The organism is Candidatus Melainabacteria bacterium, from assembly GCA_003963305.1.
Lineage (GTDB): Bacteria > Cyanobacteriota > Vampirovibrionia > Obscuribacterales > Obscuribacteraceae > PALSA-1081.
Window position 1 is genome coordinate 432,410 of the sequence record RXJR01000004.1, and the last position, 16,679, is coordinate 449,088.

Below are 16,679 nucleotides of genomic sequence, written 5' to 3' on the forward strand. Positions count from 1 at the left end.
AATCATCTCGTTAAAATGCCTGACGGTAAAGCAAAATGCTCAGGTTCGAAATAAATAATCACTGCAGTCAGGTATTCAAGAGACAAGTTCAAAGCTGGATGCAATAGAAAGCCAGATGTGCATCCAATACAAGTTCTGCAGCTAGTTCATCCAACACAAGTTCAGAACCAGATCCAACACAAGTTCAGAACTACATCCAACACAATCAAAAGTGCATCCAATCAGTTACTGATGGCTTCTTACTGAACGACGGCAATTCTTCCAGCGGTTGAAAAGTATTAGGCTTAATCAGTGGGTCGGCCCAGGGAGATGTGGTCCGTCCCGCGCCAGATAGGCTCGGCATAGCAGGATTGAAAGATTGCAAGGCTGGATTTGTTGTTCCTCCGGTGAACCCGTTTTCCAGCTTGGGTAAATGAAACTGAACTGTCGTATCAGCAACAAAAGCGGGGCGCGACGTAGCAGGCGAACTTTCGGAGGTAGGCGAAGTCGTGCCGATGAATGATGTGCCGATGCCACTACCATTGCCACCAAGAGAATGACGCGTCGGGTAACTGATGTTACTTTCCTGAGTTGCGTTGATGCCGTATGCTTCGCGAGCACCAGCCGGAGGAGAAAACACAGTTCCGTTACCCACAGTTTGACTGAAAACAGGAGAGGCAACGCCTGACCAACCAAACAAAAACAACAACAGACTTAGCTTGAACTTCATTCACCACCTGCCGCACTATGCTTTCCAGCTTTCTCGATCTCTTCCTTACTTGCTGCTTTGGCAATCAAACGCGTACCTGTCTTGAGTTCGTCAGTAGCCTTCAATGCGACCATATCTCCAGCGTGCAGATTTCCAGAAATTTCGACTTCCTCATCCATAGTCAAACCTTTTTGAACGTCAATTCGTTCACTAACATTATCCTTTACCCGAATAACAAATGTGCCTTTGAGGTCAGATACGACTGCTGAGGAAGGCACGAACAGTGTCTGGTAGGGTCGTGAGACAAACCAGTGAACGGTCGCAAACATGCCAGGCTCAAGTTCACCACTGGAGTTGGACACGTCCAGTTCAACCGGCATTGTTCGTGTCGAGCTATCCAGTGCATAGCCCGGTCGGGCTACAGTACCGTAAAAATTTCGTCCGATGAAGGCAGGCACGCTAAACTCCACTTTCTGGCCAACCTTAGTACCGGAAACTGAATCTTCTGGCACTGCCACAACAAGACGAAGATGATCCTTTTCCTGAACACGCACCAGAGGCGGTGCATCACGTCCTGTACCGATAGCAACAATGCTGCCGTTATGAACATTTCTTTCAGTCACTACACCATCGAAAGGGGCACAAATGGTCAAATAACCTCTCATGTCACGGACAGAGTTGAGAACCTGACGAGCCGCCTGCACATTGTGACTTTCCGCCAGCACCAGATTTTGCGCGCCGGTTACCTCTTGTTTCACCGATTCGACGCGAGCACGATCAGACTCATAGGCCTTAGCTTGTACATCAACTTCGTTCTGTGCGACCGCCCCCGGAGTCTTGGCTGCTTGCTGCAAGCGGCTTAAGGTCAACTGATCCGCATCTGCTCTTGCCTGTGCTTCAACGAGTTTCGACTTCGTGGCGTCCAGAGTTGCTTGAGCCTGCCGATACGACGACTGTGCGGCAGACAATTTTGCTTCCGCTTCTTTAACTTTTTCGTTCAACTCTGGACAAAAAATGGTAATCATCGGTTGACCTTTTTTGACAAAAGAGCCGCGATCAACTGTTATGGACTTTATGTAGCCTTCGACTTTCGCATGCACAGGTACGTTCTGATAAGCAACAAGCTCACCAGGCAGATTCAACTTATGTGAGAGCATCTCCGACTTAACAGGCACCACAGGAACTGTGGGTAACTGAGCCACATGATGTTCCTTGCCGGCTTCACTGCCTTCGGATTTAACGGACTCGGCGTTAGAGTTGCCTGATGGTGCCTGTTGTCTATTTCCCCCGCATGAAGTCAGAAGCGTCAATGACAAGATCGTCATCGCAGCAGCTTTGCCAATATCGCTCTTCAAGTAATACACTCTAAAACGCTCCTGCAGTTTGTTCTTCTCTAGCCAGCTGAGTGTGATTCTCGTCCGACTCCTCTGGGTTATCTTCCGGTAAAAGTGACACGGTCTTCCGCGATGCTTTTTTCTGAACCAGTGCATAGACGAGAGGCAGCACCAGCAGCACGGCATTTGTCGACACCAACAATCCACCAATTACAGCTCGCCCGAGCGGCGCGGTTCTGTCTCCACCTTCGCTCATTCCGAGCGCCATCGGCACCATACCGGCAATCATAGCAATACTGGTCATCATCACGGGTCGCAATCGTGCACCAGCACCGGTGATTGCGGCCGTTTTCGCCGAGATGCCGAGCGCTCTGCGCTCTTCCGCGAACACTATTACGAGAATGCTATTAGCCACGCCGACACCCGTGGCCATGATCGCCCCCATAAACGATTGCACATTGAGCGTAGTGTGGGTGAGGAACAGAGCCAACAATGCACCAAAGAGGATGGCTGGAACCACAGACACAATAATGAATGCAAGAGCCATTGATTGAAAGAACGAGACCAGGAGCAAGAAAATTGCCACGATCGCAAAGAGGATACCAAGACTCAAAGCAACGAATGTTTCATCCATCGTGGGCACTTGACCGCGCACATGAACCTTCACTCCTCTTGGTGGTTTCCCCAGACTGTCAATCGCCTTGCGCACATCCTCAGCTGCACCGCCAAGATCTTCACTGGCAAGATTGGCTGAAATGGAAACAGTTCGACGCATGTTGTAATGGTCATATTCACCAGGCATGGTGCCAAAAGTAACCTTTGCTACATCACGCATGAACGGGCCGGCATAGCTGCCTGTCTTAATCGGGATGGCACCAACGGCTTCAAGAGAGTTCAAATCTCCCTGCGGGACCTGCACTTGAACCTGATAAGACAAACCACTTTTCGGATCACGCCAGTACATCGGCGTGACAAACCGACTGGAGTAAGTCGACGAAACCAGTGCATGCCCGACATCACGGACACTGACTCCCAGTTGTCCAGCCCTGACACGATCGACATCGACCTGCAGAGTTGGATAATCGAGAGGCTGAACGATGCCTACATCACGCAGACTTTTGACGTCCTTCAGCTTATCGAGAACCTTACGAGCAAAATCGGTGACCTCACCGTACCTGGGTCCATCAACATCGACCTGAATCGGAGTGGAAGCGCCAAAGTTCATAACTTTATTGACGATGTCACCAGCTTCGAAGGTAAAATCGCAATCCGGGAAATCAGCCTTAAATTGCTTACGAAGCTGCTCTTCCAGTGGTTTGATCTGTACTTTCGCCTCATCCTTGAAAGATACGAGCATAACTGCTTCCTGTGGTCCGCTCGTCCACATATAGGCATTGCTGATGGCATAAGAAGGCGGTTGCGAGCCAACGTAGCTGATTGAAACTTCCACATTGTCTGCTCCGACATCATCTTGAATCGTTTTCAATACGCTGGTGGCAATTTCTTCAGTCTTCTCGAATCTCGTTCCCACAGGTGCTTTCAGGCGCAATTGAAAACCTTTCGGGTTTCCAGCTGGAAAAATTTCGCGGCCCAGTGTCGGGTAAATTAGAACTGAACTCAAACAAGCCAGGACGAAAACGATCAGAATAACCGGACGAATGCCAAATAAACGAATCAACACTCGTTGATAACGTCCGCGGATGCGCTCCATCAGATCAGGCTTGGGAGGATGATGCTTCGGGTACTTGCTGACAGGCTCAGCTTCCGTGTGTTCAAAATGCTTGTGGTGCGGGACATGTCCATCAAGTCGCTCTTCTATCAAATCTTGAATGTGTTCTTCACGAGATTCATCGACATGTACTTTATGGCTCTTGAGCAGCCAGCCGCACATGATCGGTACAAACGTTCCGGATAGTAGGTATGAAGCAAACATGGCCAATCCAACCGCCAGGCTGAGCGGCACAAATAGAGATTTAGTCGGGCCGACCATGAAAAATGATGGTGTAAAAACAGAGACAACAGATAGCATCGCCAGTAATCGAGGCACCACAACTTCCAGAGAGGCAAAGTAGATACCTGGTAGCAGTGGACGCCCGAGACTCAAATGGCTATGAATATTCTCAATTGTCACAGTTGCTTCATCTACCAGAATACCTACGGCAAGCGACAGACCACTGAGCGTCATCAAATTTATAGTTTGTCCGGAAGCCCAGAGTCCCACCACTGCGGCCAGCAAGGCGAATGGAATGTTGAGCACCACGATAAGCGAGCTTCTGAAATCGCGCAGAAACAGCAGTACTACGCCTCCAGTCAAAAGCGCACCGATGCCACCTTCAATTAGAAGACCAATCAAAGCCTCCGTCACGTATACGGATTGATCGAACTCAAAGGAAACTTTGATGTCCTTAGGCAGCAGATCTTGCATGTAGGGGACCTTCTCTTTAACGCCGTTTACAACAGCGAGAGTTGATGCACTAGCCTGCTTTGAAATTGCCATATAAACAGTTCGGCGACCGTTTACCAGGGCGTAACCGGTGAGAATATCGGTGGTGTCCTTGACAGATGCAATATCGCGCAAGAAGACATTTTGCGTACCTGACTTATTCTGAAGCGGAATGTCTCCCAGGCTCTGGATATCCGTCACAATGGAATTGATGGAAGCCATCCGTTGCATATCGCCGGTGCGCACAATACCTGATGGCATAATCGCATTGCCGTCATTAATTGCCCGCACCACATCATCGATATTGAGATGGTATTCGGCTAATTTCCTGGAATTGATGGTGACGACAATCGAACGCTGATTTCCGCCAAAAGGTGGGGGCGTGGATACACCCGGAGTAGTAGAGACGACCGGGCGGATACGAGAATAGACCAGGTCTTGAATCTGACCAAGATTCTCTGTCTCGCTGGAGAATACCAAATAACCAACCGGTACGCTACCAACGTCATAACGCAAGATGAAAGGCGTCACCGTGCCTGGTGGCATATAGGCTCTGGATCTTTCCACCTGCGCAACAACCTGCGCCATTGCGTCAGCCATATCAGCGCCCGGCTGAAAGTATACGTCCATGATCGCCGCGCTCTGAATTGAGCGAGACGAAACATGATCAACACCGCTGATATAGAAGAAGTGCTGCTCATAGAAGGTGACCATGTAACCTTCCATCTGAGAAGGGTCCATACCGCCATAAGGCTGAATAACTGTGACTCGAGGCAAATCGATAGTGGGGAAGATATCCACCTTCATGCGAGTGATGGCAAGCACAGCAAATAAAACAGTGGCTGCCACCACAACCATCATGGTGATAGGTCGTCCCATTGCCAGTCGAATCAGCCACATGATTTAAAGACCCTTTTGAATACGATCAGACTCAGATAGAAGTGGTCTCAGGTCGCCATGCGAAGATGCCACGGAGAGAAGTGCTCTCCAGACACCGACTTTGGCAATTGCATCTTGAACTCTAGACTGGGCAAGCACCTCATTAGCTTGCGCAACCTGGGCAACGGAACCTAGCCCGGTGCGGTAACGCGCTTCAGCCTGCTGTGTGGCTACTTCCGAAGCGTGCACCTGCACAGGCATATTCTCAGCCAATGCTAACGCTGCTTTGACGCGAGCGCGGGATTGTAGATCTTGCGTGCGCAGATTTTGCAGAACCAGATTTGATTCTTGTTGCTGCTGGTAGATACGCTCCTGCTGTACCTTTTTCTCCTGGTGCAGCCTGAAGATGTCGAGGAAGTTCCAGTTGATGATCAATGCCAGTTGATAGTTAGGAATCACAGGCAGTGCGCCAGCAAGATTAGTTGACTGCATCTTGCCTGGAATGGTCGGACTGAGAGCCGAACTGCGGAAGTTGAAACCTCCTAAAAGATGAAATACCGGGTAGTACTCTTTATCAAGGACCTTTTTCTGTGCAATAGCAGAAAGAACAGTAGCGTTGGCAGCCTGCAGTATCGGCACTTCTTCGAAGACCGGGGTGGTTCGCTGAATTTGCGCGGGCTCGGCTCTATCAGCAATTCCAGTGGAATCAATATCGACAAGCCTGCCGCCCAGACCCATCGAGTTAGCCAGGTTTGCAAAAGCAAGATCACGCGACATCTCGGCCCGAACCAGATCGTTGCGAGCGTTGGCTAATTGAGCCAGGGCCAGCGATTCATCAGCACCGGGTTTAAGAGAAGCATTCACCTGCGCCTCGACTATTTTGCTAAATTGCTCAAAGGAGCGAACGTTTTGTTCAGCAGCCTTAACCTGCTGAATAGCAATGACACTATCTAAAAATGCATTCGCCGTGGTCAGACCCACATCCAATTCAGTCGCGTTGTAGTTTGCCTTTGTTTGCGCGGCCAATCGTTTCGCTAGTTGAATACGGGCTTTATGCAAACCGAAATCAAGCGGTGCCCAGTCAAGGCTTACACCGGCAGCACTGAACAGATAAGGAGATAGTGTGCTGGTATCCTTTGCCGGTCCAGAAATTGCAGGGAACACCGGGCTACCGAAGAAGACTTGCGTCAGCTTGTTGTGACTGGCGTACAGTTCCTGATACTGCAACAGCGAATCTGGCATGTATTCCGTCAGTTTTTGCACGGTGACATTACGCTCTGCAGCACGGATCTGAGATTTGCCCTTGAGAATGTTCGGATAATTATTTTGAGCATATTCAACGGCACCACGCAGAGTGAACGGTTTATCAATGACAGTCTGTTCAATGCGAGGTTTTAAAAAGATTGGCTCAGCCTTGTCTTTACGAGGAGACGGAGTCGATGAATCGGACAGGGGCGCAGCCGGCTGTGACAAGCTGACAGGCTGACTGCCACTGGAACCCATCTTCAAACGAAGATCGGCAGCTCCATTCGAACTAAGCGGGTTGACCGTTCCAGTAGGAGCATTCAGAGATTCATTGGCATGATCACTCGGCATAACTTGAGAAGGGTTCCGCAGGCTGCCAGGTGCAGCAGGTTCACCAAGTCCAGTTAGACCGGAATTTTCTGCCAGGCACGCATTCGGAAATAAAGCCAGCACAAGTGATGAAGTGTAAGAAAGAATGGCAAAAACTGTCTTACGGATACTGTCATGTGAATAACAGGAGAGACGCCGCTCTCCTGGCCCAATAGGACAGTCAATCACATCTGAGAATGCGCTGGAAGCCGTAAATTCTGCCGGTTTAGTCACTTTTATTTCAGAGATTACACGCAAACTCTTGGCGAATTATAGCTCAGCGAATTCACTGAAGAGGATCACAAAGAAGGAGAGTGGCCCGCCTCCTTTCTTGCGTTTGCGATTAAGTATCCGGGATCTTAACGAGTACTTTAGGCAACGTCGCTAAGGTATACTGCACTCCAATGCGCGAGCCATACTCTTCGACTATATTAGTACGATGCGGCTCTGAATGTGTGCAAGTTTCGTGCAAGGCAAACGGTCCCAAATCGAGTGGCCAAGCATTACAAAATCAAGCTCTGCCCGGATCTTTGACACGTTCGACAAGAATTTCTGAGGCAGGAAACGTGACAATAAACTTTGAGCCTTTGCCTAAAACACTTATCACATTGATGGTACCACGGTGTGCTTCAGCAATCGCTTTGACAATGGCAAGACCCAGTCCTGAACCACCGGAAGCGCGACTTCGGCTCTTATCGACGCGATAGAATCGCTTGAAGATATCCTCAAGCGAACTTTCAGGAATTCCGATGCCTGTGTCTTCGACAATGATCTTGACCTCAGCACCATCCTTAAATAATTCGACCGAAACAGATCCTTCGTTCGTGTATCGCAGGGCGTTTGCCAGAAGATTGGAGATCAAGGCATGAAGAGCTTCTTGACTGCCAGACACCTGACAACCGTTAGCAATTTCGCAAGTGAACTGCAACTTTTTCTCTTCAAATTTGATTGCAAACTCTATCGCCTGTTGTTTGACTATTTCTGCCAGATCAATAGAGGTTGATTCTTTTGCTTCAAGAGTTTCTATCTCGGCAATCATCGACAAATCATCAATGATTCTCTGCATGCGCTCGGCCGCATTATTTATGATTTCAGGCTCTTCATAATGCAATCCACTTTTGCTCAATTTATGCTGCAAAGTTTCCGTATAGGCAGAAACTACACTTAACGGCGTATTCAGCTCGTGACCGGCATCAGCGAGGAATTGACGCAGACTGACTACCGCCTTCCTGATAGGCACCGTTGCCTTATTAGAGACATAGTAGCCACAGAAACCCAGTCCAGCAACGACGAAAGGCGCAATGGTCAACATTGTCCAAATGAAAGATCTGGTGGCGTTGTCCCTATCCTTTGTCGAAACTTCCAGCTGCAGATAACCAATCACCTGCCCACCAAATGTCAGAGGGCTTACAAGCAAACGCACCTGTTGACCAGCATCGTTGAGCTCCTTAATTTTCAACGAGAGTCTCCGGCTTCCCTTGATGCCATAGCTTTCTAGCAATTTTCCATCCTGACTGAACAATTGAATCGCATAGACAGCACGAGCCGGTTCTGTCTGCACAATTCTCGCCCAATCGCGAAAGCGCGGTTGGCCGCTCGACAGATCGATGGCATGACCCATACTCGAAGCGAGAGTGCGCAGTTCCTGATCGAGAGCGGCTGTTAACGTGCCATAAAAGAAAAAAATACCAAGCATTGTTGGGATGATGTAGGCGAGAGTCGACAAACCTATAAACCAGAGTGCGATACGTGCTCTTGATCTGTCATTACTCATCGATGCGATATCCGATTCCATGTAGAGTCGTTATCGTCTTCGAATCAGACTCTCCATCGAGCTTTTGCCGGAGTGAACGGATGTGCGATCGAACTGTATCGTTTGAGATACTACTCGTCTCACTCCAGAGGTTATCAATTATCGCGTCCACTGTTACCACTTTGCCGGCATTACGCATCAGTAACTCCAACAAAGCGAACTCTTTACCGACGAGTCGAATTTCCTGCCCAGCCCTGGTCACAGTCCTCGAATTCAAATCAAGCTCGATGGTGCCTCTGCTCAAAATTGTCGGCAGAACAACTTTTGGACGCCGCAACAAAGCTCTTACCCGTGCTGCCAACTCGCGCAGCTTGAAAGGTTTTGTCAGGTAGTCATCAGCACCACTATCCAGTCCTTCCTCTTTTGAAGACAGCGATTTCTTTGCAGTCACTATAAGAATTGGCGCCTCGCCGCCTGATTGGCGATACTGGCGACAAACTTCAATTCCTCCAATCTCAGGCAACATCAAATCGAGAATGATCAAGTCGTACGTGCCATTCGATAACTTCGCTACTGCGTCACCACCAGTGAAGGCTGTATTGACGACATGAAACTCGCCCTCGAGCCATTCCCTCATGATTTTAGACAGTTCGACTTCGTCTTCAACGACAAGAATACGAGCCACTATTCCACCATTTCTGCGATGCTGAGTAAATTCTACAGCATCACTTGAGGAATACTCGTACAGACGTCTAACTAACCAGTTGGAGCCTGAGTATGGATGTTCGTTGGTGAGAGCACATGTTCTCGAGCACCAGTCGTAACTTCGTAAGGAACTTCAAATGCACCAGACATTCTACCCCTGCCGATAAGTCCGGTGACCCTTGCCATTGCTCCTAAACTTGAAACCGGAACATCTACGTAAAGGACTTTTCCGGATTCCTGAGCATAATCGCCAGCTGTTGCAATGTCGTCTGTGTACCACTTTGAGTCGGCCCTCGCTCTGACAAACAGGGCTCGCAAAGTGTCATCTTCTTGAGGTGTAAACTCCCTCTCGCCCATGCTTCGACGAAGCGCATCGAAGTGGTCCCACTCAGAATCTGAAAGAGGTTTCTGAAATTCATAATGCTCACCTTCACGCCTCACTCCACGATATAAACGAGCAAAACCCTCTTGAACCGGAGGTTCAGTCCTGTCAGCAATACCGCTCGGCCAATGATCAGGTGGTGCATGCGGTCCCGCTGGCTCAGCGGAACGTGCAACACCAGTACCTGTTCCAGCCTCGCCTGCTTCGCCTGCACCTCTGGCTGCTTGAGCCTCCGCTCCCTCCGCACTGGCACCTCTCACTCCACTCGTCAAAGCGCCTCTGACCGCCATTGCGGCACCTGCGGCTAAGGTTCCAGCCGCAATATCGACACCAATTGCACCGGCTTGTTGAAGCCCTGCATGAGCGTTCTGTTGCTCCTGCCTGGAGTAATTCTGAGGATTGGCAACAACTTGAGCATCATGCAGTAAGGCACCGCCGTGCTCATGGACCTGATAGCCTGCGTACAGGGTACCAATTGCGCCCATTGCCCCTTCAGCCAGGGCTGAACCGGTTGCAATGGCTGCTGCGCCTACGCCCAGAGCCGCTGCGCCAGCTGCCACCACCGGCACGGCAGCCACGGCCGCTACTCCAATTGCCGCACTGGCTACAACGTGCCCTGGATGATTAACGACTTCATTTCTCGCGCCGGCATACAGATCTGCCGCTACAGCAACGATGCCGGAATACCAGTGCTCGGGAGCAGGTTGTGCAGCGCTCGCTTGTTGGTCTCCTGCCTTCGCAGCATGCTGATCGGTTTGCCCTGTAGCTGGCTGCTCTCCTGCTCTTGCCGGTGGTTGTTCACCTGCCCTTGCCTGTGGTTGTTCACCTCCTGCCCTTGCTGCTGGCTGCTCACCGGCCCTTGCTGCTGGTTGTTCACCTGCCCTTGCTGCCGGTTGTTCACCTGCCCTTGCTGCTGGTTGTTCACCTGCCCTTGCTGCCGGTTGTTCACCTGCCCTTGCTGCTGGTTGTTCACCGGCCCTTGCTGCCGGTTGTTCACCTGCCCTTGCTGCTGGTTGTTCACCTGCCCTTGCTGCCGGTTGTTCACCTGCCCTAGCTGCTGGCTGCTCACCTGCCCTTGCTGCTGGTTGTTCACCTTGTCTTGTGGTAGCTGGCGGAGCAGGAGGATGAGCATCGAAGGTAATGCCCGTACTATCGACATGCGCCCGCGGGGTTGCCGCTGGGTCACCCGCTGATGAACGTTCGCGGGCAGCCCTGTAATCGTTGTTGCTAGCTCCAGGTGCATTCTGAGCGCGAGCAGCGTCTGCAGCTGCACCTGTAGTGGCATGTCGCTCTACCGGCGGTGTTTCGGGGGCGCGATCCGTTGGCATTTATCTCTGCACTTTAGTAAGTTTCGACCACAAGTCAGCTGGAAGGCTAACGTCAAGGAGAATAACAAGAGGTACATCAAATCCATATAAAAGGCATACCGAAGTTCAAGCACTGCTCAACTTTCGGGCGGTCAGGCATCGACTAAAAGTTGTAGCTTATATGACACACAACATCCAACAACAGTGAAGCAGACGGAAACAAACAACGCATCACATTTGGTGCAAACAAACAAACAAACAAACAAACTCAAAACACAAGAGTTCAAAATAGATGAGTGGGATTTCGCAATTTGCATAGTCACCCCATCAAAAAAATCAAAGAATTTTCCTTAAATCAGCAAATTCGTTTGAACTTTTTGGTGAGTTTTGACGTTAAAGAGTTATACGCGCAGGTATGAGATGGAAGAGCCGAACAAAATTTGCTCCCGGGCCAAAAGGTTTCGGTTGGGAAAGTTACAGAGCTCAATGTGGACTGCGAACTGGGGGATGACATTAAATGGATAAGATGAGACTTTTGGTCGGCGGCGTTTGCCTGATTGTGAATTGCGCTCCGGCCTTCTCACAGAGCACAAATCAAAGTGCCACGGACAGCAACTATAAAGGCTTGCAAAATCTAGTTAACGGCGTCAACGACGGTCAAGCCAACCCAGGAGCCGGAGTCCCTGGAGGGCCGGGAGGAAGACACCGGTGGAAGGGCGGAGCTGGCGGCAACGGAGCAGGCCCAACAGGCACAAACGGCTCCGCTTCTGGCTCGTCAATTGGTGCTGGAGCCGGACCAACCGGTTCAGGAGTCGACGCTATCGGCAGAGGCAAAAATATGGACCCGGCAAAGGTGGCTGAACGCAGAGCAAAGATATTAAAGCGCTTTGACACCAATGGCGACGGAGTTCTTGACGATGCTGAGAAGGCAAAGTGGCAAGCATTCCGAGCTGAGCGCCGTGCCCAACGAGAGGCACAGATGAATGGCGGCGGACCAGGAGGTCCAAATGCGGGTGCAGGTGGTCCTGGAGCAAATGGACCGGGTGGAGCTGGTTTTGGTGGACATCATCGCCATCGCAATATGCAAAATGGCGGAGCAGCTGGTCTACCCGGTGCGCACGGCGGTGGGCCAGGAGATTTCCCTCCCGGATTCCCGGGTGGGGGCAACAACGGCAGTGCGCCATCCACGACGTCGACCAATCCATAAAGTTTTCCCGGTACCTCCATTCAACTCTCAAAAAGAGGAAGGGCTGCACAACAGCCCTTCCTCTTTTCATTTCAATAAAGCTCATCCTGCCAAGAACTTACGCAGCCAGCCGCTTTGGTACTATTACCGAACTATATAGAGGCGGAATCGTATGAGCCAAAACAATCGTGGCGCAGGTCGCACTGCAATCATTATCGAAGAAGGCAAAGCACCAGGCCCGCTTGGAGCTTATTCGCATGCAGTCAAAGCCGGCGGGCTTGTTTTCCTGGCTGGACAGGGAGCCCGCGATGCGACTACCGGCAAAGAAGCTGGCGTTAAGCTTGCTGAAAATGGCACTGTGCTCTCGTACGAAATTGAAGTACAAACCAGAGCAGTGATTGAAAATATGATCGTTGTGCTCAAAGCAGCCGGATGCGACATCACAGATATCGTCGATGTGACCGTCTTTCTGAAGGATATGAAAGACTTTGCAAAATACAACACAGTCTACAAAGAGTATTTTTCATTTGAGAATCCGCCAGCTCGAACAACAGTAGCGGTGGCGGATCTACCGGGAAACAATTTCATTGAAATCAAAGCAATCGCAGTGCAGCCTCACTAGAAAGCAGCACCCTCACCTGAAGCAAAATAGGAGCAAAAAATGACTACCGAAGTGCGAACAAAAACATTGCAACTCAATCACTTCATAGGTGGCGAGTTCACTAAAGCCTCGGGTGGAGAAACTTTTGACACCATAAATCCAGCTACAAATGAAGTTATAGCAAAAGTTGCCCTCGGCACCGCGGATGATATCGACAAAGCTGCGAAGGTGGCACGCAAGGCCTTCGAGACTGGACCCTGGGCGCGCATGTCTATTCGAGAACGCTGTGACATATTGAGAAAAATTGGCGACTTGATTCTCGCGAAGAAAGAGACTCTGGCCCGCGCCGAATCAATGGACGCCGGAAAACCAATCAGCGAAAGTTTAGAGGGAGACATTCCCCGCTCTGCTTACAATTTCCACTTCTTCGCAGACTTCGCTCAATCGGCAAGCGAGGATCTGTATACGGTGGGAGAGTATGAAAGACATCTGGCGGTGCGCGAACCGCTGGGCGTCTGCGGACTAATCACTCCATGGAATTTGCCACTCTATCTAGCCACGTGGAAAATTGCACCGTGTCTGGCCATGGGTAATTCATGCATTCTCAAACCAGCTGAGTGGACACCCTATACAGCAACATTATTTGCAGAGATCGTGCAAGAAGCAGGATTGCCAGATGGTGTATTCAACGTTGTGCACGGATTTGGTGCTAATGGCGCAGGTGAGGCCTTAACTCGACATCCACTGGTCGACAGCATCTCCTTTACAGGCGAAACCTCTACGGGAAGAGCGATCATGGCAGCTGGCGCCCAGACACTGAAAAAGCTTTCGTTCGAGCTTGGTGGCAAAGGTGCAAATATCATCTTCGCAGACGCTAACATCGACGATGCGCTGGCGACCTCAGTGCGTGCGGCATTCCGAAACCAGGGTGAAATCTGCCTGGCCGGATCAAGACTATTTGTACAGGACACGATTTATTCCGAGTTCGTTGAACGACTTGTTGAAAAGGTAAAACAGATCAAAGTCGGCGATCCTCTTGATCCTCAGACCCAGATGGGAGCATTAATCAGCAAAGAGCATCTGAAAAAAGTGGAGAGCTACTTAGAAATCGGCAAAAAAGAAGGCAAACTGATGACTGGCGGTCATCGCATAAGCGAACTGCCAAATGGAAATTTCTTAGCGCCCTCAGTCTTCACAGATCTACCCTTCGACTCACGATTCTGCCAGGAAGAAATTTTTGGTCCAGCCGTACCGGTAATTCCGTTTAACAGCGAAGATCAGGTTATCGAAATGACCAACAGCACACCGTATGGTCTCTCGGCAAGCGTCTGGAGCCAGGATATAGACCGCTGTCATCGAGTTGCTACCAAACTAAGATCTGGGATGGTCTGGGTAAACTGCTGGTTTGTCAGAGAACTGAGAGCACCGTTTGGCGGTCAGAAATCGTCCGGACTCGGACGCGAGGGCGGCAGATACAGTCTCGATTTCTTCTCACAAACAAAAACGATCACTTACAAATACAGAAATAAATAGGTGACACATTGGATCTAAAAATCAAAGGAAAACGAGCACTTGTCTGCGCCGCCTCAAAGGGGCTGGGACGAGCCATTGCTCTTGCTCTAGCAGAAGAGGGCACTGAGCTGATCATCTGCGCACGCAGCAAAGACGAACTAAATGCGGTGGCAGCAGAAATCGAAGCAAAAACTAAAATCAAACCAGTAGTTGTGATCAGCGACTTGTCCATTGAAGCCGATAGGAAAAGATTGATTGCCGAAGCCGAGAAAACAGGCGGTGTAGACATCATCGTGCACAATACAGGCGGTCCAAAGCCGACTTCAGTAGAAGGCACTACACAATCAGATTGGCATGAGGGTTTTCAGCAGCTATTCCCTGCCGTCGCAGACTTAAATGAAGCGTTCATTCCTCATATGAAGAAGAACAATTGGGGTCGCATAGTCTGCGTCACATCCTTGTCTGTACTAGAACCAATAAGCAATCTGGCAATCTCTAACGCGATGCGCTCGGCAGTGACATCGATGCTCAAAACACTTGCCGATGAAGTGGCAAAATACAACATCTCAGTAAACTGCATTGCTCCGGGTGCCATCTGGACAGGGCGAATCGAAAATCTGATACGCATTCGCCGAGAAAAGACCGGTCAAACAGAGGAAGAATACATGGCTGACTATGTCAAGCCTATTCCTGCAGGCAGATTGGGTACGCCTGAGGAATTCGCAGCCGCGGCTGTCTTCCTGTGCTCCGACCAGGCTTCATACATAACCGGTTCCACCCTCTGTGTCGATGGCGGTAAGCGCAGATCGACGGTCTGATGGTATTATTTTCGCTTCAGAACAAATTTAGCTGTCGTAGTTCAATCAATGTGAGGATGTAGCAGTGAAGTTTTTAGTGCTTGGCGCCGGTCGCATGGGTTATGCCGCAGTCTTCGATCTGATTCGCAGCCCCAAAGTAGAACAAGTTGTCGTAGCCGATTTCGACATCAAGCGCGTTGAAACCTTACTTGACCTTCTTGCCGATCCGAAAATCGTGCCGGTCGAACTGGACGTAAAAAAATTCGATGAAGTCGTCAAATTAATGGCAGCCTGTGATGCCTGCATTAGCTGCGTAACCTACCATCATAACTACGACCTGGCCAAAGCTGCACTGGAAGCAGGAACTCACTTCGTCGACCTGGGCGGTAACGAAGCAATGGTAGCTAAGGAATTTTTACTCGACGATCTCGCAAAAGAAAGAGGCATCTCCATCATGCCCGACCTCGGGTTGGCACCAGGGATGGTGTCAATGCTGGCTGTCAATGCGGCGGACAGTCTGGATGAACTCTATGAAATGCGTATACGTGTCGGGGGGCTTCCAGTTGATCCTGAGGGACCGTTGAAATATGCGCAGTTTTTTGCCATCGATGGTTTGATAAATGAATATGTAGAAGACTGCACGGTGATTCGCGACGGCAAGGAATTCCAGGTGCCATCGCTTACCGACATCGAAGAAATTGAGTTTCCAAAACCGTTTGGAAAGCTGGAAGCGTTCAATACTTCAGGCGGAATCTCAACGCTGCCAAAGACATATGGTGGGAAGATCCAGCACATGGATTATAAAACCATTCGCTACAAAGGTCATTGTGAGCAGATGTACCTGCTCAAGCACCTCGGTCTGATGAGTTCAGAGCCTGTACAGCTGCCTTCAGGCAAAGTCGTACCGAGAGATCTTCTGTCTGATCTGTTGATCAAAACCCTACCCCAGGATGAACCGGATGTGGTGTTGGTACGGGTAACTGTTACTGGTATCAAAGAACGCGAACCCGTGCAGATAGTGTGGGAATGTATCGACTACAACGATCAGGCCGATAAGGTTTCGGCGATGATGAGAATGACTGCGTTCCCAGCCTCCATAGTTGCTCAAATGATGGCACGCGGCGACATCACGGACAGAGGAGTGCTGAAACAAGAAACAAGCGTTCCCGTCAAACTCTTTTTGGCTGAACTGGAAAGTCGCGGCATTAAGCTGACCATGACCGAGCGAGCCCCGGTCGCAACTTAAGCCGGCCACCATTAACACCTGAGACTTTGCTCGGCGAAACTAAACCGTTATCGGTTGAGTTTTTTTCCGCTCGAAAGCGAACCGTTATCGGTTGAGTCTTTTTCCTCTCGAAAGCGAACCGTTATCGGTTGAGTCTTTTTCCTCTCGAAAGCGAACCGTTATCGGTTGAATTCGCGAGAGATTGAAGCCCTAAAATTTAAGCCTGGCAAGCAATCAAGCGGAACCCTGGTTT

At 50.1% G+C, this 16,679-nt stretch carries 13 protein-coding genes; 5 read left to right on the forward strand and 8 right to left on the reverse strand.

Features of this window, described 5'->3' with window-relative positions; all coding sequences use genetic code 11:
• Positions 1-205 precede the first annotated feature (205 nt).
• The 8 genes from EKK48_06105 to EKK48_06140 all read right to left on the reverse strand — a co-directional run bounded on the left by EKK48_06105 (position 206) and on the right by EKK48_06140 (position 11,083).
• Positions 206-709: a hypothetical protein gene (locus EKK48_06105; GenBank protein ID RTL44820.1), complete on the reverse strand. Its 504-nt coding sequence runs from the start codon at positions 707-709 to the stop codon at positions 206-208.
• Entirely contained in the window at positions 706-2,208 is a 1,503-nt protein-coding gene (locus EKK48_06110) for an efflux RND transporter periplasmic adaptor subunit (GenBank protein RTL44821.1), read from the reverse strand. The genes EKK48_06105 and EKK48_06110 overlap by 4 nt, the downstream gene beginning before the upstream one ends.
• Positions 2,054-5,365: an efflux RND transporter permease subunit gene (locus EKK48_06115; protein RTL44822.1), complete on the reverse strand. Its 3,312-nt coding sequence runs from the start codon at positions 5,363-5,365 to the stop codon at positions 2,054-2,056. Before EKK48_06115 ends, EKK48_06110 begins: the two co-directional genes overlap by 155 nt.
• A gap of 3 nt (positions 5,366-5,368) precedes the next feature.
• The gene (locus EKK48_06120; GenBank protein ID RTL44823.1) at positions 5,369-7,192 is read right to left on the reverse strand and encodes a TolC family protein; all 1,824 of its coding nucleotides are present in this window, start codon (positions 7,190-7,192) and stop codon (positions 5,369-5,371) included.
• A 277-nt stretch (positions 7,193-7,469) separates the two neighbouring features.
• Positions 7,470-8,753, reverse strand: a complete 1,284-nt coding sequence (locus EKK48_06125; protein RTL44824.1) for a hypothetical protein — start codon at positions 8,751-8,753, stop codon at positions 7,470-7,472.
• Complete coding sequence (locus EKK48_06130; protein RTL44825.1) at positions 8,725-9,396, reverse strand: response regulator transcription factor; 672 nt, start codon at positions 9,394-9,396, stop codon at positions 8,725-8,727. The genes EKK48_06125 and EKK48_06130 overlap by 29 nt, the downstream gene beginning before the upstream one ends.
• Positions 9,397-9,467: 71 nt before the next feature.
• A complete protein-coding gene (locus EKK48_06135; protein ID RTL44826.1) occupies positions 9,468-10,376 on the reverse strand; it encodes a hypothetical protein in 909 nt (302 codons plus the stop codon).
• A gap of 86 nt (positions 10,377-10,462) precedes the next feature.
• Positions 10,463-11,083 (reverse strand): hypothetical protein, encoded by a 621-nt coding sequence (locus EKK48_06140; GenBank protein RTL44827.1) that lies wholly within the window; start codon positions 11,081-11,083, stop codon positions 10,463-10,465.
• Positions 11,084-11,622: 539 nt separating this feature from the next.
• Here EKK48_06140 and EKK48_06145 point away from each other — a divergent pair.
• From EKK48_06145 to EKK48_06165, 5 genes are all read left to right on the forward strand, one after another.
• Positions 11,623-12,312: a hypothetical protein gene (locus EKK48_06145; protein RTL44828.1), complete on the forward strand. Its 690-nt coding sequence runs from the start codon at positions 11,623-11,625 to the stop codon at positions 12,310-12,312.
• A gap of 151 nt (positions 12,313-12,463) precedes the next feature.
• Positions 12,464-12,913: a RidA family protein gene (locus EKK48_06150; protein ID RTL44829.1), complete on the forward strand. Its 450-nt coding sequence runs from the start codon at positions 12,464-12,466 to the stop codon at positions 12,911-12,913.
• A 39-nt stretch (positions 12,914-12,952) separates the two neighbouring features.
• Positions 12,953-14,425, forward strand: a complete 1,473-nt coding sequence (locus EKK48_06155) for an aldehyde dehydrogenase (protein RTL44830.1) — start codon at positions 12,953-12,955, stop codon at positions 14,423-14,425.
• Entirely contained in the window at positions 14,422-15,222 is an 801-nt protein-coding gene (locus tag EKK48_06160; GenBank protein ID RTL44831.1) for an SDR family oxidoreductase, read from the forward strand. The genes EKK48_06155 and EKK48_06160 overlap by 4 nt, the downstream gene beginning before the upstream one ends.
• Before the next feature lie 64 nt (positions 15,223-15,286).
• Complete coding sequence (locus EKK48_06165) at positions 15,287-16,447, forward strand: saccharopine dehydrogenase (protein RTL44832.1); 1,161 nt, start codon at positions 15,287-15,289, stop codon at positions 16,445-16,447.
• Positions 16,448-16,679: the final 232 nt, after the last annotated feature.

What these genes read in the sequence shown, in the direction of transcription:
- EKK48_06115 (RTL44822.1), bottom strand. Translation starts at nt 5,365, where the DNA reads ATGTGGCTGATTCGACTGGCAATGGGACGACCTATCACCATGATGGTT.
- EKK48_06105 (RTL44820.1), bottom strand. Translation starts at nt 709, where the DNA reads ATGAAGTTCAAGCTAAGTCTGTTGTTGTTTTTGTTTGGTTGGTCAGGC.
- EKK48_06140 (RTL44827.1), bottom strand. Translation starts at nt 11,083, where the DNA reads ATGCCACTACAGGTGCAGCTGCAGACGCTGCTCGCGCTCAGAATGCAC.
- EKK48_06145 (RTL44828.1), top strand. Translation starts at nt 11,623, where the DNA reads ATGGATAAGATGAGACTTTTGGTCGGCGGCGTTTGCCTGATTGTGAAT.
- EKK48_06125 (RTL44824.1), bottom strand. Translation starts at nt 8,753, where the DNA reads ATGGAATCGGATATCGCATCGATGAGTAATGACAGATCAAGAGCACGT.
- EKK48_06150 (RTL44829.1), top strand. Translation starts at nt 12,464, where the DNA reads ATGAGCCAAAACAATCGTGGCGCAGGTCGCACTGCAATCATTATCGAA.
- EKK48_06110 (RTL44821.1), bottom strand. Translation starts at nt 2,208, where the DNA reads ATGCCGTGCTGCTGGTGCTGCCTCTCGTCTATGCACTGGTTCAGAAAA.
- EKK48_06155 (RTL44830.1), top strand. Translation starts at nt 12,953, where the DNA reads ATGACTACCGAAGTGCGAACAAAAACATTGCAACTCAATCACTTCATA.